We start from the raw sequence: 24,016 nt of genomic DNA on the forward strand, positions 1-24,016 counted from the left end.
CGGCGCGGGAGGCTGTCCCGCGCCGGGATTAACGGATCGCGCGGTCAGAGCAGGCCCTTGACCGTCGACGCGACGTTTTCGGCGGTGATGCCGAACTCCTTGTAGAGCGTCTCGGCCGGGGCCGAGGCACCGAAGCCGTCCATGCCCACGAAGGCCGCGCGGGCGGCGCGGCCGCGCTCGTCCAGAAGCCAGCGGTCCCAGCCCTGGCGGATGCCCGCCTCGATGGCGACGCGGACCGGGCCAGCGGGGAGGACGCGGCGGCGGTAGGCCTCGTCCTGCTCGGCGAAAAGCTCGGCGCAGGGCATCGAGACGACGCGGGTGCCGATGCCCTCGGCCTCGAGCGTCTCGCGGGCGGCGAGGGCGATCTCGACCTCGGAGCCGGTGGCGATCAGGATCGCCTGCCGCTTTGCGGTGGACTCGGCCAGGACATAGGCGCCCAGCGCGGTCAGGTTGCGGGTCTTGTGCTCGGTCCGGACGGTGGGGAGGTTCTGGCGCGATAGGGCCAGGACGGAGGGCGCCCGCTCGGACGAGAGAGCAAGCTCCCACGCCTCGGCGGTCTCGACGGTGTCGGCGGGGCGGAAGACGCGCATGTTCGGGATCGCGCGGAGCGCCGCGAGGTGTTCGACCGGCTGGTGCGTGGGGCCGTCCTCGCCGAGACCGATGGAGTCGTGCGTCATCACGTAGGTGACGGGCGCGCCCATCAGGGCCGAAAGGCGCATTGCGCCGCGGGCGTAGTCCGAGAAGGTCAGGAAGGTGCCGCCGTAGGGGCGCACGCCGCCGTGCAGCACCATGCCGTTCATCGCCGCCGCCATGCCATGCTCGCGAATGCCGTAGTGGATGTAGCGGCCCTTGCGGTTGGTGGCGTCGAAGATGCCGAGGTCGGCGGTCTTGGTGTTGTTCGAGCCTGTGAGGTCGGCCGAGCCGCCGATGGTCTCGGTCAGGACGGGGTTCAGCACCTCGAGCACCATTTCCGAGGATTTGCGCGTTGCGACCTTGGGGCGGCTGTCGGTGATCTGCTTCTTCAGCGCGCGAACGGTGGCCGAAAGGCGCTTGTGCGTCTCGCCCGACATGACGCGGTTGAAGTCCGCCTGCCGCGACGAGGACAGCGCGGCGAGACGGTCGTCCCAGGCCTTGCGCTCGTCCGCGCCGCGCGCGCCGATAGTGCGCCAGGCGGACAGGATGTCCTTGGGGATGTCGAAGGGTCCGGACGTCCAGCCGTAGATGTCGCGGGTCACCTGGATTTCCTCGGGACCAAGCGGCGAGCCGTGGGCTCCGTTGGTGTCCTGCTTCTTGGGCGAGCCGAAGCCGATGTGGGTCTTGCAGGCGATCATCGCGGGCTTCTTTGAGGCGCGGGCCTGGGTCAGCGTGCGGTCGATGTCTTCGGGGTCGTGGCCGTCGCATTCCTGGACGTGCCAGCCCGAGGCCTTGAAGCGTGCAAGCTGGTCGGTCGTGTCCGAAAGCGACACCTTGCCGTCGATCGAGATGTCGTTGTTGTCCCAGAGGACGATCAGCTTCGAGAGCTTCTGCATCCCCGCGAAGGCGATGGCCTCCTGGCTGATGCCCTCCATCAGGCAGCCGTCGCCGGCGATGACGTAGGTGAAGTGATCGACGATCTTCTTGCCGTAGCGGGCGCGCAGGCTTTCTTCGGCGATGGCGAAGCCGACGGCGTTGGCGAGGCCCTGGCCAAGCGGGCCGGTCGTCGTCTCGATGCCCTTGGCGTGACCGTACTCGGGGTGGCCGGCGGTTTTGGAGCCCCACTGGCGGAAGTTCTTCAACTCGTCGAGCGTCATGTCCTCGTAGCCGGTCAGGTAGAGGAGCGCGTAGAGCAGCATCGAGCCGTGGCCCGCCGAGAGGATGAAGCGGTCGCGGTCGGCCCAGTCGGGGGCGGAGGCGTCGAACTTCAGGTGCTTCTCGAAGAGGACGGTGGCGACGTCGGCCATGCCCATGGGCATTCCGGGGTGCCCCGAGTTTGCCGCCTGCACCGCATCCATCGCCAGCACACGGATGGCCGTGGCGCGGGAGAAGTGATCGGCGTGAAGCTCTTTCAGAGTGGCGATGTCCAAGGTTCCGTCCCCCGTGTCCAGATCGGATGGAGCGGTTGATAGCAGCCCGTCCCCCAAGCGCAAGACGGGAAGCGTGGGCACGGCCCGGGGCGGGTAAAGGAGTCGAAACCCGCCGCGCATGAGGTATGTTCGAGGTCAACAACAGGGGCTGTGCGGCGATTCGGCGACCGAACGCGGCCCTCCAGGCATCGGGACGGCGGGATATTTCATGGACGACATTTCCGAATTTCAGCGGCGGATCGTGGCGGCGCTGGACCGCGCGGGCCAGGCGCTCGACCAGCTTGGGTCGGGTGGCGGAGGAGGCGGCAGCGAGGAACTGGCCGCCGAACTCGAGGCCGAAAGGGTCGCGAACCGGCAACTGGAAGAGCGCGTGCGCGCGATCAAGGAAAAGCAGGAGACCACGGTCGCTCGGCTGGAGGACCAGGTTTCGGACCTGCGCGACGCGCTGGGCGCGCGCGACGCCGAGGTGCAGCGGATGCGGAAGGTGAACGACGCCCTGCGCGAAACGAACGCCTCGCTGCGCGACGCGAACGCCCAGGGTCTGGCCGAGCCGGAGCTGGTGAACGCCGCGATGCTGTCCGAGCTTGACGCGCTGCGGGCGCAGCGCGCGGCCGAGCGTGCCGAGATCGAGGAAATCCTCGCCACTCTCGAACCCGTCCTGAAGGAGGCCTGATCCATGCCCGAGGTTCCCATCGAGATCGGCGGCCGCATCTTCAACGTCGCCTGCCAGGAGGGCGAGGAGCACTTCCTCAAGTCCGCGGCCTCGCTTCTGGATAACGAGGCGAGTTCGCTGATGGAGCAGATCGGGCGGCTGCCCGAGTCGCGGATGCTGTTGATGGCGGGGCTCATGCTGGCCGACAAGCACGCCGGCGCCGAGGACCAGATGAAGTCGATGGAAGACAAGATCGCGCAGCAGGAAGCCTGGGTCGAGGAGCTTCAGAACCGCCCCAAGCCCACAGCCGAGCGCGTGGAAGTCGCCGTCGTCCCGCCCGCCGTGGCCGAAACGCTGGCCGAACTGGCCGCGCGCGCCGAGGCGCTGGCCGATGCCGCCGAGGAAAAGCTGCGTGCGACGGGCTGACCTCGCCGTAGCGCTTGCGGCCGGCATGGTGTGTGGCGCGCCTGCCTTTGCGCTGGACGCGAGGGCGACGACCTATGTCTGCGAGCGGGGCGTCGAGGTCCCTGCGGTCTACGTCAACCATCCGGGCGAGCCCGGCATCGCCGTCATCCACGTCGAAGGACGCATGATAAATCTCGTCGCCGAGTTGTCCGCGTCCGGCGCGCGCTATGGATGGCCGTCGGACGGTTCGCATTACGTCTGGTGGACGAAGGGCGACGCGGCGACGCTGTACTGGAACGACGGCGCCACCGGAGAGGAGACGCCGCTTCTGTCGGAGTGCTCGACCGGCTAGGTCAGCGCGCGCAGTCCCGGCAGAGAGCCGCGTGGGGCACCGCGTCGAGACGTTCCTCGCTGATCGGCTCGCCGCATTTCATGCAGTCGCCATAGACGCCGTCCTCGATCCGGGCGAGTGCGGCGCGGATCAACTGGACCTCCTGCGCGCTCTGGGCGCCGAGACGCTCGAGCACCTCGTCGTCCTCGCGCTCGACGGCCTGTTCCTCGGCGTCCTTGGGCATCGGATCGTCGAGGTCGTCCTCGATCCGGTTTATCCGCTCGCCGAGTTCCTTGAGGCGGTCCTCGAGTTGGTTCTTTCTGTCGGTGAAATCGCGCATGGGTGTCTCCTTCCGGGGCCAACGATGACAGGGGCAGGGGGTTCCGACCTTGCGCTGGATCAGATTGGGCAGGAAATCCCGATGCGGGCCGCATTCTGGCGGAGGTCGTCGACGACGCTCTGCGGCAGGTCGATGCCGGTCTCGCGGAGGCGGGCGTCCGAGGCGGCCTCGAGTTCGCCGGGATAGAAGATGCCGGGCGCGTCGGGTGCGGGGCGGGACGACTTCAGCTCGTCGATCAGCGTCTCCATGTCCGCCTCGAAGGCGGCGAGGGGGCGCGACGCCTCGATATCGATGGCAAGGGCAAGGTGCCCCGCGCCGGAGCGGCCTTCCGGGACATAGGGGCCGGTGACGCCGGTGCCGAAAGCGCTGCCCGAGAGGACGCCCGAGACCATGTCGACCATCATCGCGATGGCGTAGCCCTTGTGACCTGCCATGGGCAGGATGGTCCCGGCGATTCCCGCTGCCGCATCCGTGGTGGGCCGCCCGTCGGCATCCATCGCCCAGCCTTCGGGGATCGGCTCACCGCGCGCCTTGGCGTTGTAGAGCTTGCCACGGGCGACGGCGGTGTTGGCGATATCGAGCATGAAGGGCGGATAACGCCCCGCCGGTGCGGCCCAGGACCAGGGGTTGGTGCCGAGCCGCTTGTCGAGCCCGCCCCAAGGTGCCATCGCGGGGCTTGCGTTGGCGGTCAGGAATCCGATGCAGCCTTCGGCGGCGGCCATGCGGGTGTAATACATCGCCGTGCCGAAATGGCCGGAGTTGCGCACCGCCACCGCGCCGATGCCGTGGTCCTTGGCGGCGCGGATGGCCTCGGTCATGGCGGTCTTCGCGACGCGCTGGCCGACGCCGTCGCGGCCGTCCATCGTCAGAAGCGCGCCCTTGCCCGAGATTTCGGGCGCCGCCGTGGGCGACATCGCCCCGCTTTCAAGCCGGACGGCGTACCAGAAGAGGCGCATGACGCCGTGGCTCGGGTGGCCCCAGAGATCGGCCTGGACGAGGCTGTCGGCCACCAGCGCGGCGGTGTCGTCGTCCATGCCGAGCGTGCGGTAGACTGCGGTCCCGAAGGCGCGGAGCGTGTCGTGGTCGACGATCAACGGTCGTGCTCGACGGCGACCGCCCGGGTTTCTCCCGTCTCGGCCAGCGTGCGCGTGGCGGTGGCCGAGGCGTAGGTCCAGAAGATGCGCAGGGGCTCGCTGTCCGAGGCGTTGACGAAACGGTGCGGCACTTCGGCATCGACCCAGACCACGTCGGTCGCCTGCGCGTCGCGCCATTCGCCTGCCACCTCGACCCGCGCGCTGCCCGAGACGACAAGGACGCTTTCCTCGACGTTGTGCCAGTGCAGCGGTATGCCCCCGCCGGGCGGGATGTCGGTGAAACCGTTCAGGATCGAGCGGGCGCCGGTATCGGGCGTTATCATCTGCACGGTGGAGGCACCACCCGGGCGCGCGTGGCGGGGGCGTCCCGCCTCGTGCCGGAGCGCGCTGGTCACGCCGGAGGACCGTCGAGGCGGAACATGGCGACCGCCTTGTGCTCGGTCCAGCTTTCGATCCGTTCCGAGAAGGTGCCGTAGTGGGACGTCGCCTTGTGGGCCTGGAAGGCCGCGGCGTCGTCGTAGATTTCATAGAGGAAGAACCGGGACTGGTCCTTGGGGTCGCGGCAGACGTCGAACCTCTGGCAGCCCGGCTCGACCTCGAGTGAGGCGCGCGCATTCTCGCGGAGCGCCGTCAGGAAATCGCCGGTATGCTCCGGGGCGGAGCGAAACTCCACCGTGACTACGAACATGAAATCCTCAGGAGTTGTGAGCGCGGATCTGGTCGGCCGCGTCCTTGTTGAAGGACACACCCTGCTGCTCGAAAAGCTGGTCCAGCTCTCCCGACAGCATCATCTCGGTGATGATGTCGCAACCGCCCACGAACTCGCCCTTGACGTAAAGCTGCGGGATCGTCGGCCAGTCGGAATAATCCTTGATCCCCTGGCGGATAGTCTCGTCAGAAAGGACGTTCACGTCTGAGTAGTCGACACCCATGAAGTTGAGCACCCCCGCGACGCGGCTGGAGAAGCCGCACTGGGGGATTTCCTTGGTGCCTTTCATGAAGAGAACGACATCGTTGCCCTTCACGGTCTGTTCGATCTTGTCTTGAGCGCTCATGGCTGGCTCCCCTGTTCGCTTTCGCCAGACATCTAATGCGGTTCGGGCGAAGAGGGAAGGGGAGGCGGGGGGATCAGTCGGGCGCGCGCGTCGTCAGCGCCAGCGCGTGAAGCTCGCCCGATGAGCCGTCCATCCGGCCCTTGAGCGCTGCATAGACGGCGCGCTGCTGCTGGACGCGGTTCATGCCCCGGAAGCTTTCATCGACGACCATGGCTGACATGTGGACCCCGTCGTCGCCCTCGACCGCGATCTTCGCGTTCGGGAAGGATTCGCGGAGAAGGTCTTCGATCTCGTGGGCCTGCATGGGCATGGGCGGTCCTCTCTTTCCCTTGAAAACCTATGGGCTCGCATCGCCTGCTGCAAGCTTGGCGAATGCGGTCAGACGGAGTCCAGTGCGGCCTGCGTGGCCTCGAAGAAGCGCGCTACCTGGAGGCCGTCGACGAGCGCGTGGTGAACTTGAAGCGTCATCGCCATGTCGTGGCCGTCGCCCTTCGGCACGATCTTTCCCCAGGACACCCGCGGGATGCAGTCGTCGGAGCCGGGGAGCGCGTTGTCGAGGGAGGTGTAGTCGAGCCAGGGCAGGCACGACAGGTAGGCCACGTCCTCGACCGTGCCGTCATTGGCGTTGAGCGGGACGCCGGCGCGGACCTCCTCGATCTTCTCGGCGGCGTGGCGGTCGAAGCGGGCGCGGTCGGGGTTCCAGGCCATGTAGGTGTAGCGAAAGTCGCCGTTTTCCAAGGGGATGGTGGGGGAGAGGAGGAGGCGGTCGTAGAGCCTTACCTTGTCGCCCTTGAAGCGCATCCGAAGCTCGGGGACGGCGTGGAGGCCCGCGCCTATGGCATGGAGCGTGGTGCGGAAGGGGGAGAGGTTGCGCTCGCCGTGTTCGGCCATGAGGCGCGAGACGACTATACGGGTGGTGATGGCGTAGTGGGGACGGGCATAGGTCCGGAAGAGGCGGAACTGCTCGGCCCGCGGCCAGGACTTGAGGTCGACCGCGCGGCCCATCATCCGACGGCGGCCTCGAAGGCGGTGCGGTAGAGATGCGAGAGGTCGGCCATCGGAGCGGATTTGTCACCGAACTTCAATGCTTTACCGCCGAAGTGGCCGACATGGGAGAGGGGGACGCCGGCCTTGGTTGCGGCGGCGGTCAGGGCGTCGAGGTCGGAGGGGGCGCAGGCGAGGAGGTAGCGGGCCTGATCCTCGCCGAAGAGGGTGGGGATGGAGGCGTCGGCGAGGGTGACGCCGGTGCCTGCGGCGTCGGCCATCTCGAAGGCGGCGAGGGCGAGGCCGCCGTCGGAAAGGTCGGTGGCGGCGCGGATCAAGGCACTGTTTTGCCTCACGAATTCACCGTTGCGGCGCTCGGCGGCAAGGTCGACGCGGGGGGCGTCGCCCTCTTCGCGGCCGAAGGCTTCGGCGAGGAGGGCGGACTGGCCGAGGTGGCCTTCGGTGGTGCCTACGAGGAGGAGGAGGTCGCCGTCCTGCGCGACCCCGGCGATCAGGTCGGAGGGGGCGGCGATGAGACCCACGGCGCCGATGGTGGGAGTGGGCAGAATGCCTGTTCCGTCGGTCTCGTTGTAGAGCGAGACGTTGCCGGAAACGATAGGCATATCAAGGGCTTCGCAGGCCTCGCCGATGCCCTTTATGGCGCCGACGAGCTGGCCCATGATCTCGGGCTTTTCGGGGTTGCCGAAGTTGAGGTTGTCCGTCGCAGCGAGCGGCGTGGCGCCCACGGCGCAGAGGTTGCGGAAGGCCTCGGCCACCGCCTGCTTGCCGCCTTCGACGGGATTCGCCTCTACATAACGAGGGGTTACGTCCGAGGTGAAGGCCAGCATCTTACCGGTGTCGTGGACGCGGACGATGCCCGCGCCGAGGCCGGGTGTGCGCACGGTGTCGGCCATGACCTGGCTGTCGTACTGCTCCCACACCCACTGCTTGCGGGCGTAGTTGGGGGAGCCGATGAGGGCCTTAAGCGCCTCGATCGGGTCCATCTGTATCACGTCGGTATCGCGTCGGTATTGCGTCGGTGCGGGCGTCGGCACCCAGGGGCGGTCGTACTCGGGCGCGGTGGACGAGAGTTTGGACAGGGGCAGGTCGGCCTTGGTCTCGTTTCCGTGGACGATCAGGAAGCGGTCCTCGGCTATGGTCTCCCCCACGATGGCGAAGTCGAGATCCCACTTGTCGAAGATCGCTTTTGCTTCGGCCTCCTTCTCGGGGCGGAGGACCATGAGCATCCGCTCCTGGCTTTCGGACAGCATCATCTCGTAGGCGGTCATCCCCGTCTCGCGCTGCGGGACGGCATCCAGGTTGAGACGGACGCCGAGACCGCCCTTGTCGCCCATCTCGACCGCCGAGCAGGTGAGGCCGGCGGCGCCCATGTCCTGGATCGAGATGACGGCGCCGGTGGCCATGAGTTCGAGGCAGGCTTCGAGCAGGCGCTTCTCGGTGAAGGGGTCGCCGACCTGAACGGTCGGGCGCTTCTCCTCGATCGTGTCGTCGAATTCGGCGGAGGCCATCGTGGCGCCGCCGACGCCGTCGCGGCCGGTCTTGGCGCCGAGGTAGACGACGGGCATTCCGACGCCCGAGGCGGCCGAGTAGAAGATCTTGTCTGCGTCAGCCAATCCGGCGGCGAAGGCGTTGACGAGGCAGTTGCCGTTGTAGGCGCGGTGAAAGCGGACCTCGCCGCCGACCGTTGGCACGCCGAAGGCGTTGCCGTAGCCGCCGACGCCCTCGACCACGCCCGAAACGAGACGCTTCGTCTTCGGGTGCGACGGCTCGCCGAAGGAAAGCGCGTTCATCGCGGCGATGGGGCGGGCCCCCATCGTGAAGACGTCGCGGAGGATGCCGCCGACGCCCGTTGCCGCGCCCTGGTAAGGCTCGATGTAGGAGGGGTGGTTGTGGCTTTCCATCTTGAAGATGACGGCCTGGTTGTCGCCGATGTCGACGACGCCCGCGTTTTCGCCCGGGCCGCAGATGACCTGGGGGCCGGTCGTCGGCAGGGTGCGGAGCCACTTCTTGGAGGACTTGTAGGAACAGTGCTCGTTCCACATGGCCGAGAAGATGCCGAGTTCGGTGAAGGTCGGCGCGCGCCCGATGATCTGAAGGATGGTCGCGTATTCGTCGGGCTTCAGCCCGTGGCCGGCGACGAGGTCTTCGGTGATCGCGGGTTCTTCCATGACATGCCCCCTGTGGCTTGGGCGGTGTCATAGAATACGGGTGTTGCAGGGGAAAGGGGCGATACGCCGCTGCCGGAAGCGCGGATCCTCCGGGCGATGGCCTTAGCTATGCTTCTGGTTCAGCACGCCGAAGCTGGTCGAGGCCTCGCCACCGCTCGCCTTCGAGAAATAGCCCTCTGCTTCCAGACCCCGCCGAAGCAATTCGCGGACAGCGGCCGCCCGGCTCGGCATCCGAGTCTCGAACCGGAAATCGTCGAGCGCGCGAAGCTCTGAATCGGTGACCATCACCTGCAGCCGCTCCATCCGTTTGTCTCCACCGCCGTCCAACGCAAACCTCCATGCTCATGCGGACTTACTCAAAACACACAATGAGCTGAAAAGTTTCATTCTCCCTCTCCCCCTCAACTCCTTCCTCTGAGCAGACTCAGCCGAAGGCCTAAACTACTCAACTAAGGTACTGATTTCGCTATTGTTTTCGAAATTCGTATGTCATTGTCATGGATGGAGGCTGCCATGACACCCACGGACAAGACGGTACGAACAGGCACGGATCTCAGGAAGATGGTCGCCCTGATGGCGAGCGACGAGATACTGTCGCTGGACATCCAGGATGCGCTCGAGTCCGTCGGCATGGGCACGATCCTCGGTCACAATTACGAGGCCGACGGTGTGCCGACCCATGCAAGTGCTGTGATCATCGATCTGAAGATGACGGATTTGCGGTCGCACATGGCGGTCGCCGACCTCATGGCGCGGAACGTGCCCGTCATCACGATCAGCACCGACGAGCGCACGACCTCGACCTTCCGGAACATGCCGAAGGTGGTCGCGAGCTTTTCGAAGCCCCTGTGCGTCGACACCCTGCTGCCCTGCGTGATCGCCGCCTCCAAGCAGGAACGACACGCCTGAGCGCCTTTCGAAGGCCGACCTGACGCCAGGCTTGCAAAGGCCGCATCTCACCCGTCAGATGCCGCGCATGGCCCGTTTCGCCCCCACACCGGCAGAAAAGACCGTGGGACTCTTCACCCTCGCCTATGTGCTTGGGTTCACGGTCTGGTTCCTGTCGATCGGCAACTACGAGTTCGTCGTCTACATCGTGACGATGGCGATCCTGATCGGACTCGTCGCCTTTTCGCTGAGGGCGGCCGAGTATCCGCCCGCGATGCTCTGGGCGCTGTCGCTCTGGGGGCTGGCGCACATGGCGGGGGGCGGCGTGCCGGTGGATGGATCGGTCCTCTACAACCTGCGCCTTCTGCCGCTGATCGAGAGCGGAGAGGTCTTCATCCTGAAGTACGACCAGGTGGTCCACGCCTGGGGGTTCGGCGTGACGGCCTGGGTGTTGCATCACCTTCTGACGCGGCATTTCCCCGAGACGCGCGGCACCTGGACCGCCGCCACCTATCCCGCCTTCGCGGCCATGGGGCTGGGTGCCTTGAACGAGATCATCGAGTTCACGGCGGTGCTGGCCGTGCCCGATACGAACGTCGGCGGCTATTACAACACCGCGCTCGACCTCTGCTTCAACGCGGGCGGGGCGGTGATCGCGATGGTTCTGGTGTCGGTCTTCGGACGGCGGGTCAGTCCGCGTCCGTGAACTCGTCCTGCCCGTCGCGGGCGCGGGCCTGGAGCACGCGCAGCGCATCCAGCGCGCGGTCGGCGTGTTTCTTCGGGACGAAGACGTGGTCGTGCTGGGTGGCGGCGACGACGTTGGCGGGGATGCGGTGGCGCGCGAGTTCGCCCGCGACGGCGGCGGTGAGGCCGACGCCCGAGACCGAGGAGTAAACCATCAGCGTGATGCGCCGCATCTTCTCGCCGTAGGAGAGGCCCAGGCGATCGGCCTCGGACTTTTCGAGGACGAGCGACATGCCTTCGTCCTCGGCGAAGGTGGCGAGGGCGAGGGTCGCGGCGGCGGTGGCGTCCTCGGTGTTGAGCATGGTGCAGAACACGTAGGTGCCGGGCTGGAGCACGGGCGTCATGTTCGCGATCATCTTGCGCGTGCCCTTCACGGGCCGTGTGCCACTTTTCATGCGTGCATTAAGGCGGGGGAGGCGAGCGTTTGGCAAGCCCGCGAAAGAAGACGGCCCGCCCTCACGGAGGCGGGCCGTCGAAAATGGATTTCACTCAAAAAAGCACGAAAGTACTGGTTACCCAACCCCTGTTAAAACACACGCTCCTTTGTGCAGCGCCCGTGCAGATTCTGTCAAGAACGTGTGGAGACTGTGACTAAAATGTGATCGGACGGTCTAGTGGGCCAGGGCCCAGTTCGCGCCGCGCCCCGCATCGACGATGAGCGGGACGTCGAGACGGACGGCGGGGTGGGCGGCGCCCTCCATCACGCGCTTGGCGATGGCGATGAGGTCGTCGGCCGCGCCTTCCTCGACTTCGAAGAGCAGTTCGTCGTGGACTTGCAGGAGCATTTTCGCCGGCAGACCGTCGATGGCGTCGGGCATCCGGATCATGGCGCGGCGGATGATGTCGGCGGCGGTGCCCTGAATCGGCGCGTTGATCGCGGCGCGACGGGCGAATCCGGCGGTCGGGCCCTTGGCGTTGATCTCGGGCGTGTTGATGCGGCGGCCGAAGAGGGTGCGGACGTGCATGTGCTCGCGCGCGAAGGCGATGGTGTCGTCCATGTAGGTGCGGATGCCTGGGAATCGCTCGAAATAGCGGTCGATGAAGGCCTGCGCCTCGTCGCGCGGGATCCGGAGGTTGCGGGCGAGACCCCAGCCGGAGATGCCGTAGATGACGCCGAAGTTGATCGCCTTGGCCTGGCGGCGGATGTCGGGGGTCATCTCGTCGAGGGGGACGCTGAACATCTCGGACGCGGTGGCGGCGTGGATGTCCTGGCCCTCGCGGAAGGCCTCCTTCAGAGCCGGAATGTCGGCGGTATGGGCGAGGATGCGCAACTCGATCTGGGAATAGTCGAGGCTGACGAGGGTGTGGCCGGGCGTCGCCACGAAGGCCTCGCGGATGCGGCGGCCTTCCTCGGTGCGGATCGGGATGTTCTGGAGGTTGGGGTCGGTCGAGGCGAGGCGGCCCGTGTTCGCGCCGGCGATGGAATAGGAGGTGTGGACGCGTCCCGTCTCGGCGTTGACGTGGTCCTGAAGCGCGTCGGTGTAGGTCGACTTGAGCTTCTGGACCTGGCGGTAGTCGAGGATGAGACCGGGCAGGGCATGTTCGGTCGCCAGGTCCTCCAGCACGTCGGCGGGGGTCGAATACTTGCCGGTCTTGCCCTTCTTGCCGCCCGGCAGCCCCTTCACCTCGAAGAGGATGTCGCCGACCTGGCTGGGCGAGCCCACGTTGAACTTCTGGCCGGCGGCTTCGTAGATCTCGTCCTCGAGCTGGGCCATCTTCTGGGCGAAGGCGTTCGACATGCGCGACAGGACGGACTTGTCGACCTTGACGCCCGCCATTTCCATGTCGGTCAGGACGGCGACGAGGGGGCGTTCCAGCGTCTCGTAGACCGTGGCGACCCGCGCGACGTGAAGCTGGGGGCGGAACGTCTGCCAGAGCCGGAGCGTGACGTCGGCGTCCTCGGAGGCATAGGTTACGGCGTCGTCGATCTTGACCGCGTCGAAGGTGCGCTGCGCCTTGCCCGAGCCGATCAGCGTCTTGATGGCGATGGGATTGTGGCCGAGGTAGCGCTCGCTGACCTCGTCCATGCCGTGGTTGTGCAGCCCGGCGTGAAGCGCGTAGCTCATCAGCATGGTGTCGTCGATGGGAGCCATGCGGATGCCGTAACGCGCCAGCACCTTCACGTCGTACTTGGCGTTGTGGTTGATCTTGAGGACGGCGGGGTCTTCCAGCAGCGGCTTGAGACGTGCCAGGCATTCGGGAAGCGGCATCTGGTTCGGCGCCAGCTCGTCCGAGCCGAAGAGACCGACGCCGCCTTCCTCGCGGTGGGCGAGGGGGACGTAGGCCGCGTGCCCCGCCTCGACGGCGAGGCTGATTCCGACGAGTTCGGCCTTCATCTCGTCGAGGCTCGTCGTCTCGGTATCGACCGAGATCCAGCCGGTGGCGTGGGCCTTGTCGATCCACGCCTGAAGCTCGGCGGCGGTCGTGACGCAGGTGTAGTTCTTCGCGTCGAAGGGCAGGTCGGGCGCACCGGGCAGGCTGGCGTCGGCCGAGTCGTCCGGCAGGCCGCCCGAGGCGGCGGGCTGGGTCTCGGCGACGGCGGGCACCTCGACACCGAGCTTCTCGGCCACGCGGCGGGTGATGGTGCGGAATTCCATCTGCCCGAGGAAGGCGAGGAGGTCGTCGGCGACCGGCTCCTTCACCTCGAGCGTGTCGAGGTCGTAGCCGAGGTCCATCTCGCAATCGAGGCTGACGAGTTTCTTCGACAGCCGGATCTGGTCGGCATGGTCGATCAGCACCTGCCGGCGTTTCGGCTGCTTGATCTCTTCCGCGCGTTCAAGAAGCGTTTCGAGGTCGCCGTATTCGTTGATGAGAAGGGCGGCGGTCTTGATGCCGATGCCGGGCGCGCCGGGCACGTTGTCGACGCTGTCGCCGGCCAGCGCCTGCACGTCGACGACGCGCTCGGGGTAGACGCCGAACTTCTCGAGCACCCCCTCGCGGTCGATGCGGGCGTTCTTCATGGCGTCATACATCTCGACCCCGTCGCCGACGAGCTGCATCAGGTCCTTGTCGGACGACACGATGGTCACGCGCCCGCCCGCGTCACGGGCCTTGCAGGCGAGCGTGGCGATGATGTCGTCGGCCTCGAAGCCTTCCTGTTCGAGGCAGGCGAGGTTGAAGGCGCGCGTCGCCTCGCGGGTCAGCGGGATCTGCGGGCGCAGGTCTTCGGGCATCGCCTCGCGGTTGGCTTTGTAGAGGTCGTACATCTCGTTGCGGAAGGTGTGCGAGCCCTTGTCGAAGACGACGGCGGCATGGGTGGGCGCGTCGGGGCCGCGATTGTCCTCGATCATCTTCCAGATCATGTTGACGAAGCCCGAGACCGCACCGACCGGCAGGCCATCGGACTTGCGCGTGAGCGGCGGCAGCGCGTGGTAGGCGCGGAAGATGAAGGCCGAGCCGTCGACCAGGCTGAGGTGATGTCCCTTGCCGAATGCCATCTTCGTCCCCCGTTCGCTGTCCCGGCTGTCTTGCCACGATAGGACGTGGATCGCCAGAGGCGGGCGCGGGGTCAGCGTTCGACGTGGGCCTTGAGGCGGGCGAGGGTATCCTCCCATCCGCGCGCGATGCGGGCGAGGTGGTCCTGGGCCGAGGTGATGCCGCCGTCGCGGAGGCGGAAGCGGCGCTCGCGTCCGCTGGTGTGCGAGACGACGAGGCCCGCAGCCTCGAGGACCGCGAGATGCTTGGCGATCCCCTGACGCGAGATGTCCGTGCCCTGCGCGAGGGCGGCGAGGGGCTGCTCGCCGCCGCCGAGCCGGTCGAGGAGCATCAGCCGGGTCGGGTCGCCCAGGGCCGCGAAGATGGCGGCCGGGTCAGGCCTCGACATGGGCCTTGAGGTTGGCGCACTGGATCTCCCAGCCGCCTTCGTTGTCCGGGCGCTTGCGCTCGGCGACCTCGAGCGGAAGCGCGGCGAAGCCGGACTCGATGACGGTGACGCGGGTGCCGCCGTTCTCCTCGGTGAGCGTCCAGGTGACGCGGGTGGTGAGCGCCGTCGACGGGTCCCTGTCGTCGGCCTTTTCGTCAAGCGGCCAGTCGAAGGCGAAGCGGGTGGGCCGGTCGATGACGACGGGCCGGACCCAGAAGCGCAGGCCTTCGTGCCCGGGAGAGGTGATCTCGGCGCCGAGGACGCGGTCTTCCTCGAAGGGGCCGTCGAAGCGGGCTCGGAACCAGGTGCCGAACTCGCCCGCGTCGGCGAGGGCCTGCCAGACGTCGTCGGGCTTGGCGTCGATCCAGACGGATTTTTCGATTGTGTCCTGCATTGTGCAACCTCCTGGTTGCCAATCTAGCGCGGGGCGTGGGATTGGCAACCAAAAGGTTGCGGGATGGCGTCACTTGGCTTTGAAGAGCCCGCCCAGGATGCCGCGCACGATGCGGCGGCCGGTGGTGCCGGTGAGTTCGCGCACGACCATCTTGGTGATCTTGTCGCCGACGCCGTCCGAGCGGGTGGAGCGTGAGGTCGAGCGGCCGACGCGGTCGGCTTCATAGCGGCGGGCCTGCTTGTATTCGCGCTCCTGCTCCTCGGCCTCGGCTTCGGCGCGTTCGGCCTCCTCGGCCTGGCGCGCGGCGTCGCCGGCGCGCTTCGTCAGGATCTCGTGGGCACTCTCGCGGTCCATCAGCTTGTCGTACTTGCCGGCGACCGGAGAAGCATTCTGGACGTCGCGGCGCTCGCTGGGCGTGATGGGGCCGAGCTGCGACGAGGGCGGGCGGATCAGCGTGCGCTCGACGATGCCGGGGGCGCCCTTGGCTTCGAGCATCGAGGTCACGGCCTCGCCGGTGCCGACTTCGCGGATCGCCTGTTCGGTCGAGAAGCGGGGGTTGGCGCGATAGGTCTCGGACGCCTGTCTCAGGGCCTTCTGGTCCTTGGGCGTGAAGGCGCGGAGCGCGTGCTGCACGCGGTTGCCGAGCTGGCCCAGGATGTCTTCGGGCACGTCGTCGGGGTTCTGGGTGACGAAGTAGACGCCGACGCCCTTCGAGCGGATCAGGCGGGCGACCTGCTCGACCTTGTCGACCAGCGCCTTGGGGGCGTCCTCGAAGAGGAGGTGGGCCTCGTCGAAGAAGAAGACGAGCTTCGGCTTGTCGGGGTCGCCGACCTCGGGGAGCTCTTCGAAGAGTTCGGAGAGAAGCCAGAGGAGCGAGGTGGCGTAGAGGCGCGGCGAGGACATCAGCTTGTCGGCGGCAAGGATGTTGATGCGGCCGCGCCCGTCGATATCGGTGCGCATGATGTCCGAGAGATCGAGCGCGGGCTCGCCGAAGAACTGCGCGCCGCCCTGGTTCTCGAGCACGAGAAGCTGGCGCTGGATGGCGCCCACGGAGGCGGTGGCGATGTTGCCGTAGCGGAGCGAGACGGTCTCGCGGTTCTCGCCCAGCCAGACGAGCATCGACTGGAGGTCCTTGAGGTCGAGAAGGGCGAGGCCTTCCTCGTCGGCGACGCGGAAGGCGATGTTGAGGATGCCTTCCTGCGCCTCGGAGAGTTCAAGGAGGCGGGCGAGGAGGAGCGGACCCATCTCGGAGACGGTGGTGCGGACGGGATGGCCCTGTTCGCCGAAGATGTCCCAGAAGGTGACGGGGAAGGCGTCGTAGGTGTAGTCGGCAAAGCCGATGGTGGCCGCGCGCTTGGTGAAGGCGTCGTGGAGCTTGGCGTCGGGGCTGCCGGCGCGGGCGAGGCCCGAGAGATCGCCCTTCACGTCGGCGAGGAAGACGGGCACGCCGTTCGCCGAAAAGCTCTCGGCCATGATCTGGAGCGTCACGGTCTTGCCGGTGCCGGTCGCGCCCGCGACGAGGCCGTGGCGGTTGGCGTACTTGAGGAGAAGCTGCTGCGGGGTCGCGTAATCCGGTCCGCCGCCGCCGATGAAGATGGTGTCCGTCACAATGCCCGTCCCCGAGGTTCGTTTTGAATGCCGGGCGAGAATACCCGGTTAACCAATATGTGCCAGTCTGCACCTGCGCGCATCGGGCAGTCCGTCCGGCGGCGCGCACTTCCTCCCTGTTGACTGGCCGCGCCGAAAGGCGCGGCCTTTTTCGCTTGTCGGCGTCAAGGAAGCTGCGGCTTGTCCCCTCAACCATCGGAGGAGTAACCGAAAAATGTGATCCGAATCCTGTTGACGGGTCGGAAATCTGCCCTTAGCCTCGCATCAAATATCAATAGTCGGCCAGTCCGGCAGGGAGTGAAGAGAAAAAGGGTCCGTCAGGACCCTTTTTCTTTTGTCGTTTGTGTTCAACGGCTTGCGGCGCGATGTAAAGGTGGCGCGCGCAAGGCCGGGCGAAACGCCCGGCAATCACCCGCCGCCCTTCCCCGGGGGTGCCCCTGACAAGCCGTCGCCGCCGTGATAAACGCGGGGCAAACCTTTGCAGTCGAGGACAAGATGAGTTCACTGACCCGGATCGGCGCCCTTCTGACGGCCGCCACGTTGAGCGTTTCGCTTCCCCTTTTCGCCGTCGCGCAGGACGCGACGACCCCCGCACCCGAGGCCCCCGCCGAAGCCCCGGCGGATGCGCCGGCCGAAGCCCCGGCTGACGCGCCGGCCGCCCCCGAGGCGGGCCAGACCGTGACGCCGGATGACGGGCTGTCGCTTGGCCAGTCCGAGGACGGGGGCGTGGGTTCGACCTATGTCGCCGAGGAGTTCGGCGCGTGGCAGATGCGTTGCGTGAAGACCGAGGACGGCAAGGATCCTTGCCAGCTCTACCAGCTTCTGGAGGACGCGGCCGGCAACTCGGTCGCCGAGTTCAGCCTCTTCACGGTTCCTTCAGGGGGACAGGCCGTGGCGGGCGCGACCGCGATCACCCCGCTCGAGACGCTCTTGACGGCGAACCTGCGTCTGGCGGTCGATGCCGCGCAGGCGAAGGTTTATCCCTATTCGTTCTGCAGCCGGATGGGCTGCTTCTCGCGGCTGGGCTTCACCCAGGAGGATCTGGACGCCTTCCGCCGCGGCACGACCGCCAAGGTCATCATCGTCCCAGCCGCAGCGCCGGACGAGACGGTCGACCTGACGATGTCGCTGTCGGGCTTCACTGCGGGCTGGACCGCGCTGGAAGCGGCGAACGCTGCGGCCGCGGCCCAGTAAGGCTCAAGCCTGGGCGGGGGAGAGGCGCGGCCCCTCCTTCGTCCCTTCGACCGTCCAGCGCGCCTCGGGCTGCATCCGGGCGCGCAGACGGGCCAGCCGCCAGGCTTCGCGCCCGTTCTCGCCGTGGGCGGGCCGCATCGACCAGCGCGTCTCGACCCCCGGCGCCCCGCCGTCGCCCGGCGTGAGGATCAGCCCGAGAGGTGCAACCTTGCCTTCCTCGGCCCCCGTCTCGGCGGCGAGGTGCAGGCGGCGCACGGCGGTGAGGCCAGGCGGATGCGGCAGGTCGGCGACCACCAGCGAGACGAGTCCCGCGCGCAGCGATTCCTCCATCGTCCAGAGCAGATCCTCGGGCCGGATGGGCGAGATGAAGATGAACCGCGACGGGTCGGCGAGGGACAGCATCCCCTCGGGGTTGATCTGGCCCGGCATCCACGACGGCTTGATCCAGAACACCGTGCCTTCCATCGCGCCCGCGACCATCAGCGCCATGCGCCGCCGCGCGCCGCCGCAGACCTCGTGAACCCGCGTCCGGTCGAGCGCGAGATCGCCCAGGAACCGCACCGGCGGGAGGCTGCGGCGTTTCTTGCGCGTCTGGGCGAGGATGAGGGCGGCGTCTGCGGCGTCGGGCATGGGTGGAACGTTAGTTCGTTCCCGTTCTGTTCTCAATAGGCCGGGCGTGGCATTCTCACATTCTTCCATTCCATGTCGTGAATGCGTGACAGCCCGGCCAAAGCCGGTAGTCTGGCCGGACGACATAACGGGAGGACATCCATGAAACCGATCGCCACCGCCGCCGTGCTGATGCTGCTGCCCTTCGGCGCATTGGCCGAGGGCCAGACACATCACGTCGCCATCCACGTCGACCAGGACGACCCCCAGGTGATGAACATGGCGCTGAACAACGCCCAGAACATCGCCGCCTATTATGCCGGGCAGGGCGACGAGGTCGTCATCGAGATGGTCACCTACGGTCCCGGCCTCAAGATGCTGGTCGAGGAGTCGAGCCCGGTGAAGGACCGGATCTCGGCCATGTCGCTGGAGATGGAGAACATCACCTTCGCCGCCTGCGGCAACACGCTCGCGGGGATGGAGAAGAAGGCCGGACACGCCGTTCCCCTGATGAGCGAGGCCACGGTGGTCCCGTCGGGCGTCGTGCGGTTGATCGAGTTGCAGGAACAGGGCTACGCCTACGTCCGACCCTGACGCCGGACAGGGTTGCCATCCCCGTCCCAGCCGTTAGCACTTGGCGCGAACGACAGCGGACGGGGACAGCATGAAGACCGTGACACTCGGGCGGACGGAGATCGCCGTCACCGATCATTGCCTTGGCACGATGACCTGGGGCACGCAGACGGGCGAGGCCGTGGCGCATGCGCAGATCGACCGCGCGCTGGATGCCGGCATCACCTTCATGGACACCGCCGAGATGTACCCCGTGAACCCGGTCCGTGCCGAGACGGCGGGGCTGACCGAGACCATCATCGGCAACTGGATCGCAAAGGGCGGGTCGCGCGACCGATGGGTGATCGCGACGAAGCACGCGGGCATAAGGTCGGAATTGCGCGAGGGCCGGGGGATCGGGCCGGACACGGTACGCGAGACGCTGGAGGCGTCTCTGCGTCGGCTGAGGACGGATTACGTCGACCTCTACCAGTTCCACTGGCCGAACCGGGCGCATTACCACTTCCGCCGCAACTGGGGCTTCGATCCGAGCGAGCAGCCGCCGCGGGCCGAGATCCTCGACAACATGCACGCCGTGATGGAGGTGCTGGGCGACCTCGTGCGCGAGGGCAAGATCCGCGCCTTCGGGCTGTCGAACGAAAGCGCCTGGGGCACGATCAGGTGGAACGAGGCGGCCGAGGCGACGGGCGGACCTCGGGTCGCCTCGATCCAGAACGAGTATTCGCTGCTCTGCCGGCACTACGACACCGACATGGCCGAGGTCGGCTATCAGGAGGACGTGACGCTTTTGGCGTTCTCGCCCCTTGGCGCGGGTTACCTGACGGGGAAGTACCAGGGCCAGGTGCCCGAGGGATCGCGCATGGCGATCAACGGCAACCTTGGCGGGCGGAAGTCGGACCGGGCCGAGGGGGCGGTCGCGGCCTACCTCGACATCGCCGCGCGTCATGGTCTGGATCCCGTCCACATGGCGCTGGCCTGGACGGTGCAGCGGCCCTTCCCGACCATACCGATCTTCGGGGCCTCGACGCTGGAGCAACTGGACCGGATCCTCGCCGGGCTCGACGTCACCCTTGGCCGGGACGTGCTGGATGAGGTTTCGAAAGCACACCGGGCTCACCCCATGCCCTTCTGACCTTCGCCCGGCTTGCCCGGTCGCCGCGGTCTTTCTAGGGTTGTGACAAGGGGGAGCCAGGGGAGGCCAGGCATGTCTGCGATCCGTCGCATTTCGACGGTTCTTTTCTGCGTTCTGACGTTGGTGGCCTGCCAGGAGGACGGGGCGTTGCCAGCCGAGGGCGACAGCACGATTCCGGACGTCATGGCAGGAGCGCGGACCGACTGCGAACGCGCTGGCGGACGCTGGGGTCTGACGTCGTCCAAGACATCCTACGTCTGCTATCGCGCGATGCCGGACGCCAACAAGACATGCCGCTCTGCCGACGACTGCGACGGGCTGTGCCTTGCACGGTCGCGTACCTGTTCCCCCATCGAGCCGTTCTACGGCTGCCACCAGGTATTGTCCGGTTCGGGCCTGCCGCAGACCATGTGCATTGAATGAAACGAACGCTGCTTGCCTGCCTCACCCTCCTCATGGCCGCCTGCGCCGGGGGCGCCTACCGCGACACGGCGGTGCCGATGACCTCGATGGCGGTCTTCGACCCCGCCCGCTATGTGGGGACGTGGTACGAGATCGCGAGCTTTCCGGTGCCGTTCCAGGCCGGCTGCCGCAACACGCGCGCCGACTATGGGCCGGCGGGTCCGGGGGTCTTGAGCGTGCGGAACGCCTGCGACACCGACGGCGGTGCGAAGGTCATCACCGGCTCGGCGACAGTGGCCGGTCCGGGTCGGCTGAAAGTGCGGTTGCAGGGCGTGCCGGTGGCCGCGGATTATTGGGTGCTGTGGGTCGACGAGGGTTATCGCACCGCGGTCGTGGGAGTGCCCTCGGGGCGGGCGGGGTGGATCCTGAACCGCGACCCGCAGATCCCGCCCGACCGGCTCACCGCCGCGCGCGAGGTCCTGGCGTTCAACGGATATGACCTGGGCGAGCTGCGGATGACACCGCAGGCCGCGCAATGAGCGGCCACGCAGCGATCGTCGGACTGGGCGCGCGGGGCATGCGCTGGGCCGAGGCGCTTCAGGCGGCGGGGTGGATGGTGTCGGGTTTCGATCCCGACGACCGCGCCGGGCGCAAGCTGAGCGGCCCGACCTGGAAGCGCGAAGCGACAATTTCGGCTACGGTGCGGCGCGCGGATGTCGTGCTGTGCTTCCTGCCCGACCGGCTGGAACTCGTGCGGATGGTCCTTCAGCGCGTGCAGGCCGAGACGAAGCCCGAGACGATGGTCGCGGTCCACTCGCGTCTTCACGACGTGGACGAGGTTCAGGGCTGCGCGATGCGGCCGGCGCAGGTGGTGCGTCTGTCGGACGCCGTCGAGGGCGGGGTGGCGATGGACGTCAGCGCCCGGAACGACGACGCGCTGCGCGAGCGGGCCGCACTTTTCGTCGCGGACCTCGCGGCCGTGCTGAGCCTGGCGCCGCCCGCGGCGACCGCGCCGGATCTTCCCGCCAGCCGCGAGGCGTGAGACCCGGCCGATTGCGGTTTCACGCTCCTCTCGCCGTCGCTAGGCCGTAGCTCATGGAAGCCTGGGTCCTCTTCGCCATCGCCGCCGCCGCCGCGCAGACGCTGCGCTTCGCGTTGCAGAAGGTGCTGACGGGCGGAGCGCTCAGTCCAGCCGCCGCCACATGGGCGCGGTTTCTGTGGTCATGGCCTATCGCCATCCTTCTCGCCTTGCTCTGGGGGATCTGGACCGGGGCCGAGCGGCCGACGCTGACGCCCGCCTTCCTTCTCTGGGGCATGGCGGGCGGGTTGTTCCAGATCCTCGCCACGATCTGCACCGTCAGCCTCTTCCGGCTGCGCGCCTTTGCGGTCGGCATCACTTTCAAGAAGACCGAAGTCATGCTGACGGCGCTGGTGGGGTTTGTCCTTCTGGGCGACCGGCTGAGCGCGGCGGGCGTCGCGGCCATTGCCGCCGGGTTCTTCGGTGTCATTCTTCTGTCGGGGCCACCGGGGGGCGGAAGCCTTCTGAACCGGGCGGCGGGGATCGGGCTTCTGTCGGGTGTCTTCTTCGCGCTGTCCGCGGTGTGCTACCGGGGTGCGACCCTGGCGCTCGACACGGGCGATCCGGTTCTGACGGGCGGCGTCACCCTGTCGGTCGTGGCTCTCTGGCAGACCGTCGCCCTGGGCGTTTGGCTGGCCTGGCGCGAGCCGGGGCAAATCCGGGCGACGCTGGCGGCGTGGCGGACGACCTCGCTGGTGTCGGTCTTCTCACTGATGGGAAGCTGGAGCTGGTTCGCGGCCTTCTCGCTGATGAACGCGGCCTACGTCTTTGCCGTTGGACAGGTCGAGCTGATCTTCTCGCTTCTGGTGGGCTGGCTCTGGTTCCGCGAGCCGTTGAAGGCGCGCGAGCTTCTGGGGATGGCGGTGCTGACGGCGTCGATCCTCGGCGTCACGGCGCTGGTCGGCTAGAGCCAGATCACGCGGCCGTCGATCACGTCGTTCCTGATGAAGGGCACGCGAGCGGGTGCGGCGGTCGAGGGCAGGTGCTGCGCGAGTTCGGCGAGGACGACGCGCGTGATGAACGGCAGGTTCAGCGCGCGGACCTCGCCGAGAGGGACCCACGACAGGTGGATGAGTTCATCCTCGGCCCGCGAGAAGTCGTCGGGATCAGTGGCGAGGGCGGCCGCGTCGGCGATGAAGAAGCGCGCGTCGAAGCGGCGCGACCGGCCGGGAGGCGTCAGGGCGCGGAAGAAGAACGACAGGGGACTGGCGTCGGGGACGAGGCCGCGCTCGGCGAACCCGCTCCAGTCGTCGGGGGCGTCGGACCATTCGCCGGGGCGGCCGAGGCATTGTCCCGTCTCCTCCCACAACTCGCGAACTGCGGCCGCGGCCAGCTGGTCCGGCGTGGCGCCCGTCGTCTCGCCGGCAAGGCGCGCCCGGCAGACCTCCCCCGGTCCGGCGGCAAGGGGGACGGTTGCGTCTCCCGCATCGACCGCACCGCCCGGAAACACGAACTTGTCGGGCATGAAGGCGGCGGTGGCGCCCCTCTGCCCCATCAGCACGCGGGGCGAGGTCGCGGGGTCGCGGACGAGGATGACGGTCGCCGCGTCGCGGATCGCCATCGAGGGGATGGGGTCAGGCTGCGCCAAACCCGTGCATCCTCTTGGCCCACTGGAAGCCCACGATCGCCCCCTTGAGGCGCGGCAGAAGGTAGAGGGACAGAGCCACGCAGCCGACGGTGAAGGTCGAGGCCAGGACCATCGGTTCGGGCCGGAAGGTGGTGAACGCCCAGATGATCGCCGGCGCCATGATGTGGCCGACGATCAGGATCGTCAGGTAGGCGGGGCCGTCGTCGGCGCGGTGGTGGTGCAGGTCCTGTCCACAGACCGGGCAATTGTCGCGGATCTTGAGGTAGGACTTCATCAATGGGCCCTTGCCGCAATTCGGGCACCGCCGACGCCAGCCGCGGAAGAGAGCCGGACGCAGCGGCCGGTCGGGCGCGCCGTCGGCGGTTTCGGTCGCAGCGACGGCTGTTCCGTCCTGCGGATCGGTATACTGGTCGAACATCGGGTCCGCTTTCGTCATGGCCGGGAGAGTGGCCTGACATGGGGCCTCCCGAAAGCCGATGAAACGCCCTTGCGTCGGGATGTCGCGGCCCCGCCGCCTAGGGCAGGGTGCCCGTGATCCAGCGAAGGCTCCTCTCCGGGACCCGCGTGGGAGTGCGGTAGGTCAACTCGCGTCCCGCCTCGGCCATCCGCCGGTCGTATTCGCGCTTGGCGAGGTGCGTGGCATGGCTGCGGGCGTCGGAGAGGACCCGGGCGAGGCTGTCCGTCGCCTTGCACGACGGGCAGGTCACCTCGTGCTCGGGCATCGCGCGGCGAGGCGGCACGACGCGCACCGCGCAGGCGGCGCAGAGAATCACCGTTCGTGGCATCGACATCCCTCGTTCCGACAGGTTCCCGTTCGCACGGGAGGCTTGG

At 67.6% G+C, this 24,016-nt stretch carries 31 protein-coding genes; 12 read left to right on the forward strand and 19 right to left on the reverse strand.

The genetic code is table 11. The features are described 5' to 3' along the window. Positions 1–44 precede the first annotated feature (44 nt). The gene (gene tkt / locus C8D95_RS02350) at positions 45–2,063 is read right to left on the reverse strand and encodes a transketolase (RefSeq protein WP_109757521.1); all 2,019 of its coding nucleotides are present in this window, start codon (positions 2,061–2,063) and stop codon (positions 45–47) included. A 208-nt stretch (positions 2,064–2,271) separates the two neighbouring features. Here tkt and C8D95_RS02355 point away from each other — a divergent pair, with 208 nt between their 5' ends. Genes C8D95_RS02355 through C8D95_RS02365 form a run of 3 tightly spaced genes read left to right on the forward strand, consistent with a single transcriptional unit; the run spans position 2,272 to position 3,472 of the window. Continuing rightward, complete coding sequence (locus C8D95_RS02355) at positions 2,272–2,736, forward strand: hypothetical protein (protein WP_109757947.1); 465 nt, start codon at positions 2,272–2,274, stop codon at positions 2,734–2,736. A 3-nt stretch (positions 2,737–2,739) separates the two neighbouring features. Further along, positions 2,740–3,141, forward strand: coding sequence for a cell division protein ZapA (locus C8D95_RS02360; RefSeq protein ID WP_109757522.1), 402 nt, complete (start codon positions 2,740–2,742; stop codon positions 3,139–3,141). Next, positions 3,128–3,472, forward strand: coding sequence for an MliC family protein (locus C8D95_RS02365; RefSeq protein ID WP_241239792.1), 345 nt, complete (start codon positions 3,128–3,130; stop codon positions 3,470–3,472). Before C8D95_RS02360 ends, C8D95_RS02365 begins: the two co-directional genes overlap by 14 nt. Before the next feature lies 1 nt (position 3,473). Here the strand turns inward: C8D95_RS02365 and C8D95_RS02370 are convergent, their stop codons facing one another. From C8D95_RS02370 to C8D95_RS02410, 9 genes are all read right to left on the reverse strand, one after another. Next, entirely contained in the window at positions 3,474–3,791 is a 318-nt protein-coding gene (locus C8D95_RS02370; protein WP_109757523.1) for a TraR/DksA family transcriptional regulator, read from the reverse strand. Between the two features lie 59 nt (positions 3,792–3,850). After that, complete coding sequence (locus C8D95_RS02375) at positions 3,851–4,885, reverse strand: Ldh family oxidoreductase (protein WP_109757524.1); 1,035 nt, start codon at positions 4,883–4,885, stop codon at positions 3,851–3,853. Further along, positions 4,882–5,280, reverse strand: coding sequence for a cupin domain-containing protein (locus C8D95_RS02380; RefSeq protein WP_206508418.1), 399 nt, complete (start codon positions 5,278–5,280; stop codon positions 4,882–4,884). The genes C8D95_RS02375 and C8D95_RS02380 overlap by 4 nt, the downstream gene beginning before the upstream one ends. After that, the gene (locus tag C8D95_RS02385) at positions 5,277–5,573 is read right to left on the reverse strand and encodes a putative quinol monooxygenase (RefSeq protein ID WP_109757525.1); all 297 of its coding nucleotides are present in this window, start codon (positions 5,571–5,573) and stop codon (positions 5,277–5,279) included. The genes C8D95_RS02380 and C8D95_RS02385 overlap by 4 nt, the downstream gene beginning before the upstream one ends. 7 nt (positions 5,574–5,580) lie before the next feature. Next, complete coding sequence (grxD, locus tag C8D95_RS02390; RefSeq protein WP_109757526.1) at positions 5,581–5,940, reverse strand: Grx4 family monothiol glutaredoxin; 360 nt, start codon at positions 5,938–5,940, stop codon at positions 5,581–5,583. Between the two features lie 73 nt (positions 5,941–6,013). Next, positions 6,014–6,250: a BolA family protein gene (locus tag C8D95_RS02395; protein WP_109757527.1), complete on the reverse strand. Its 237-nt coding sequence runs from the start codon at positions 6,248–6,250 to the stop codon at positions 6,014–6,016. A gap of 68 nt (positions 6,251–6,318) precedes the next feature. Next, positions 6,319–6,948: a CatA-like O-acetyltransferase gene (locus tag C8D95_RS02400; protein WP_109757528.1), complete on the reverse strand. Its 630-nt coding sequence runs from the start codon at positions 6,946–6,948 to the stop codon at positions 6,319–6,321. Next, entirely contained in the window at positions 6,945–9,113 is a 2,169-nt protein-coding gene (gene purL / locus C8D95_RS02405) for a phosphoribosylformylglycinamidine synthase subunit PurL (protein WP_109757529.1), read from the reverse strand. Before purL ends, C8D95_RS02400 begins: the two co-directional genes overlap by 4 nt. A gap of 102 nt (positions 9,114–9,215) precedes the next feature. Beyond that, positions 9,216–9,416 (reverse strand): hypothetical protein, encoded by a 201-nt coding sequence (locus C8D95_RS02410; RefSeq protein WP_109757530.1) that lies wholly within the window; start codon positions 9,414–9,416, stop codon positions 9,216–9,218. A 210-nt stretch (positions 9,417–9,626) separates the two neighbouring features. Here C8D95_RS02410 and C8D95_RS02415 point away from each other — a divergent pair, with 210 nt between their 5' ends. Both C8D95_RS02415 and C8D95_RS02420 read left to right on the forward strand, forming a co-directional pair. Further along, complete coding sequence (locus C8D95_RS02415; RefSeq protein WP_126918483.1) at positions 9,627–10,022, forward strand: hypothetical protein; 396 nt, start codon at positions 9,627–9,629, stop codon at positions 10,020–10,022. Between the two features lie 67 nt (positions 10,023–10,089). Beyond that, positions 10,090–10,707: a DUF2238 domain-containing protein gene (locus C8D95_RS02420; RefSeq protein WP_109757950.1), complete on the forward strand. Its 618-nt coding sequence runs from the start codon at positions 10,090–10,092 to the stop codon at positions 10,705–10,707. On the opposite strand, the gene C8D95_RS02425 is transcribed toward C8D95_RS02420, so the two are convergent. The 5 genes from C8D95_RS02425 to C8D95_RS02445 all read right to left on the reverse strand — a co-directional run bounded on the left by C8D95_RS02425 (position 10,691) and on the right by C8D95_RS02445 (position 16,609). Continuing rightward, positions 10,691–11,140: an ACT domain-containing protein gene (locus C8D95_RS02425; RefSeq protein ID WP_206508420.1), complete on the reverse strand. Its 450-nt coding sequence runs from the start codon at positions 11,138–11,140 to the stop codon at positions 10,691–10,693. The two genes, C8D95_RS02420 and C8D95_RS02425, sit on opposite strands and share 17 nt — an antisense overlap. 216 nt (positions 11,141–11,356) lie before the next feature. Further along, a complete protein-coding gene (polA, locus tag C8D95_RS02430) occupies positions 11,357–14,182 on the reverse strand; it encodes a DNA polymerase I (RefSeq protein WP_109757532.1) in 2,826 nt (941 codons plus the stop codon). 71 nt (positions 14,183–14,253) lie between these two features. Next, positions 14,254–14,568, reverse strand: a complete 315-nt coding sequence (locus C8D95_RS02435) for an ArsR/SmtB family transcription factor (protein ID WP_109757533.1) — start codon at positions 14,566–14,568, stop codon at positions 14,254–14,256. Next, positions 14,555–15,001, reverse strand: coding sequence for an SRPBCC family protein (locus C8D95_RS02440; RefSeq protein WP_109757534.1), 447 nt, complete (start codon positions 14,999–15,001; stop codon positions 14,555–14,557). Before C8D95_RS02440 ends, C8D95_RS02435 begins: the two co-directional genes overlap by 14 nt. A 69-nt stretch (positions 15,002–15,070) precedes the next feature. Further along, positions 15,071–16,609, reverse strand: a complete 1,539-nt coding sequence (locus C8D95_RS02445; RefSeq protein WP_109757535.1) for a helicase HerA-like domain-containing protein — start codon at positions 16,607–16,609, stop codon at positions 15,071–15,073. 495 nt (positions 16,610–17,104) lie between these two features. Between C8D95_RS02445 and C8D95_RS02450 the strand changes: the two genes are divergently transcribed. Continuing rightward, on the forward strand, positions 17,105–17,803 hold the full coding sequence (locus tag C8D95_RS02450) for an invasion associated locus B family protein (protein ID WP_109757536.1): 699 nt from the start codon (positions 17,105–17,107) through the stop codon (positions 17,801–17,803). Positions 17,804–17,806: 3 nt separating this feature from the next. Here the strand turns inward: C8D95_RS02450 and C8D95_RS02455 are convergent, their stop codons facing one another. Further along, positions 17,807–18,433, reverse strand: coding sequence for an ImuA family protein (locus C8D95_RS02455; protein ID WP_241239793.1), 627 nt, complete (start codon positions 18,431–18,433; stop codon positions 17,807–17,809). A 141-nt stretch (positions 18,434–18,574) separates the two neighbouring features. Here C8D95_RS02455 and C8D95_RS02460 point away from each other — a divergent pair, with 141 nt between their 5' ends. The 6 genes from C8D95_RS02460 (at position 18,575) to C8D95_RS02485 (ending at position 22,505) form a co-directional block, all read left to right on the forward strand. Then, positions 18,575–19,006, forward strand: a complete 432-nt coding sequence (locus tag C8D95_RS02460; RefSeq protein WP_109757537.1) for a DsrE family protein — start codon at positions 18,575–18,577, stop codon at positions 19,004–19,006. Positions 19,007–19,076: 70 nt separating this feature from the next. Continuing rightward, positions 19,077–20,117, forward strand: coding sequence for an aldo/keto reductase (locus C8D95_RS02465; RefSeq protein WP_109757538.1), 1,041 nt, complete (start codon positions 19,077–19,079; stop codon positions 20,115–20,117). A gap of 72 nt (positions 20,118–20,189) precedes the next feature. Beyond that, entirely contained in the window at positions 20,190–20,540 is a 351-nt protein-coding gene (locus C8D95_RS02470) for a hypothetical protein (protein WP_109757539.1), read from the forward strand. Next, on the forward strand, positions 20,537–21,058 hold the full coding sequence (locus tag C8D95_RS02475; protein ID WP_109757540.1) for a lipocalin family protein: 522 nt from the start codon (positions 20,537–20,539) through the stop codon (positions 21,056–21,058). Before C8D95_RS02470 ends, C8D95_RS02475 begins: the two co-directional genes overlap by 4 nt. Further along, positions 21,055–21,561, forward strand: a complete 507-nt coding sequence (locus C8D95_RS02480) for an NAD(P)-binding domain-containing protein (RefSeq protein WP_109757541.1) — start codon at positions 21,055–21,057, stop codon at positions 21,559–21,561. Before C8D95_RS02475 ends, C8D95_RS02480 begins: the two co-directional genes overlap by 4 nt. Before the next feature lie 53 nt (positions 21,562–21,614). Next, positions 21,615–22,505 carry a DMT family transporter gene (locus C8D95_RS02485; protein WP_109757542.1) on the forward strand — a complete coding sequence of 297 codons (891 nt, stop codon included), beginning with the start codon at positions 21,615–21,617 and terminating at the stop codon, positions 22,503–22,505. Here the strand turns inward: C8D95_RS02485 and C8D95_RS02490 are convergent. The 3 genes from C8D95_RS02490 to C8D95_RS02500 form a co-directional block, all read right to left on the reverse strand. Beyond that, on the reverse strand, positions 22,502–23,158 hold the full coding sequence (locus C8D95_RS02490) for an NUDIX hydrolase (RefSeq protein WP_109757953.1): 657 nt from the start codon (positions 23,156–23,158) through the stop codon (positions 22,502–22,504). The genes C8D95_RS02485 and C8D95_RS02490 overlap by 4 nt on opposite strands. Positions 23,159–23,171: 13 nt before the next feature. After that, positions 23,172–23,621: a DUF983 domain-containing protein gene (locus tag C8D95_RS02495; RefSeq protein WP_241239794.1), complete on the reverse strand. Its 450-nt coding sequence runs from the start codon at positions 23,619–23,621 to the stop codon at positions 23,172–23,174. Positions 23,622–23,700: 79 nt separating this feature from the next. Then, a complete protein-coding gene (locus tag C8D95_RS02500) occupies positions 23,701–23,970 on the reverse strand; it encodes a hypothetical protein (RefSeq protein WP_126918484.1) in 270 nt (89 codons plus the stop codon). Positions 23,971–24,016 lie beyond the last annotated feature (46 nt).

The sequence above is a fragment of the Silicimonas algicola genome, assembly GCF_003148765.1.
Classification (GTDB): Bacteria; Pseudomonadota; Alphaproteobacteria; order Rhodobacterales; family Rhodobacteraceae; genus Silicimonas; species Silicimonas algicola.

What these genes read in the sequence shown, in the direction of transcription:
- C8D95_RS02355 (WP_109757947.1), top strand. Translation starts at nt 2,272, where the DNA reads ATGGACGACATTTCCGAATTTCAGCGGCGGATCGTGGCGGCGCTGGAC.
- C8D95_RS02360 (WP_109757522.1), top strand. Translation starts at nt 2,740, where the DNA reads ATGCCCGAGGTTCCCATCGAGATCGGCGGCCGCATCTTCAACGTCGCC.
- C8D95_RS02370 (WP_109757523.1), bottom strand. Translation starts at nt 3,791, where the DNA reads ATGCGCGATTTCACCGACAGAAAGAACCAACTCGAGGACCGCCTCAAG.
- C8D95_RS02385 (WP_109757525.1), bottom strand. Translation starts at nt 5,573, where the DNA reads ATGTTCGTAGTCACGGTGGAGTTTCGCTCCGCCCCGGAGCATACCGGC.
- grxD (WP_109757526.1), bottom strand. Translation starts at nt 5,940, where the DNA reads ATGAGCGCTCAAGACAAGATCGAACAGACCGTGAAGGGCAACGATGTC.
- C8D95_RS02395 (WP_109757527.1), bottom strand. Translation starts at nt 6,250, where the DNA reads ATGCCCATGCAGGCCCACGAGATCGAAGACCTTCTCCGCGAATCCTTC.
- C8D95_RS02400 (WP_109757528.1), bottom strand. Translation starts at nt 6,948, where the DNA reads ATGATGGGCCGCGCGGTCGACCTCAAGTCCTGGCCGCGGGCCGAGCAG.
- purL (WP_109757529.1), bottom strand. Translation starts at nt 9,113, where the DNA reads ATGGAAGAACCCGCGATCACCGAAGACCTCGTCGCCGGCCACGGGCTG.
- C8D95_RS02410 (WP_109757530.1), bottom strand. Translation starts at nt 9,416, where the DNA reads ATGGAGCGGCTGCAGGTGATGGTCACCGATTCAGAGCTTCGCGCGCTC.
- C8D95_RS02415 (WP_126918483.1), top strand. Translation starts at nt 9,627, where the DNA reads ATGACACCCACGGACAAGACGGTACGAACAGGCACGGATCTCAGGAAG.
- C8D95_RS02420 (WP_109757950.1), top strand. Translation starts at nt 10,090, where the DNA reads ATGGCCCGTTTCGCCCCCACACCGGCAGAAAAGACCGTGGGACTCTTC.
- C8D95_RS02425 (WP_206508420.1), bottom strand. Translation starts at nt 11,140, where the DNA reads ATGAAAAGTGGCACACGGCCCGTGAAGGGCACGCGCAAGATGATCGCG.
- polA (WP_109757532.1), bottom strand. Translation starts at nt 14,182, where the DNA reads ATGGCATTCGGCAAGGGACATCACCTCAGCCTGGTCGACGGCTCGGCC.
- C8D95_RS02435 (WP_109757533.1), bottom strand. Translation starts at nt 14,568, where the DNA reads ATGTCGAGGCCTGACCCGGCCGCCATCTTCGCGGCCCTGGGCGACCCG.
- C8D95_RS02440 (WP_109757534.1), bottom strand. Translation starts at nt 15,001, where the DNA reads ATGCAGGACACAATCGAAAAATCCGTCTGGATCGACGCCAAGCCCGAC.
- C8D95_RS02450 (WP_109757536.1), top strand. Translation starts at nt 17,105, where the DNA reads ATGAGTTCACTGACCCGGATCGGCGCCCTTCTGACGGCCGCCACGTTG.
- C8D95_RS02455 (WP_241239793.1), bottom strand. Translation starts at nt 18,433, where the DNA reads ATGCCCGACGCCGCAGACGCCGCCCTCATCCTCGCCCAGACGCGCAAG.
- C8D95_RS02460 (WP_109757537.1), top strand. Translation starts at nt 18,575, where the DNA reads ATGAAACCGATCGCCACCGCCGCCGTGCTGATGCTGCTGCCCTTCGGC.
- C8D95_RS02465 (WP_109757538.1), top strand. Translation starts at nt 19,077, where the DNA reads ATGAAGACCGTGACACTCGGGCGGACGGAGATCGCCGTCACCGATCAT.
- C8D95_RS02470 (WP_109757539.1), top strand. Translation starts at nt 20,190, where the DNA reads ATGTCTGCGATCCGTCGCATTTCGACGGTTCTTTTCTGCGTTCTGACG.
- C8D95_RS02475 (WP_109757540.1), top strand. Translation starts at nt 20,537, where the DNA reads ATGAAACGAACGCTGCTTGCCTGCCTCACCCTCCTCATGGCCGCCTGC.
- C8D95_RS02480 (WP_109757541.1), top strand. Translation starts at nt 21,055, where the DNA reads ATGAGCGGCCACGCAGCGATCGTCGGACTGGGCGCGCGGGGCATGCGC.
- C8D95_RS02485 (WP_109757542.1), top strand. Translation starts at nt 21,615, where the DNA reads ATGGAAGCCTGGGTCCTCTTCGCCATCGCCGCCGCCGCCGCGCAGACG.
- C8D95_RS02490 (WP_109757953.1), bottom strand. Translation starts at nt 23,158, where the DNA reads ATGGCGATCCGCGACGCGGCGACCGTCATCCTCGTCCGCGACCCCGCG.
- C8D95_RS02495 (WP_241239794.1), bottom strand. Translation starts at nt 23,621, where the DNA reads ATGACGAAAGCGGACCCGATGTTCGACCAGTATACCGATCCGCAGGAC.
- C8D95_RS02500 (WP_126918484.1), bottom strand. Translation starts at nt 23,970, where the DNA reads ATGCCACGAACGGTGATTCTCTGCGCCGCCTGCGCGGTGCGCGTCGTG.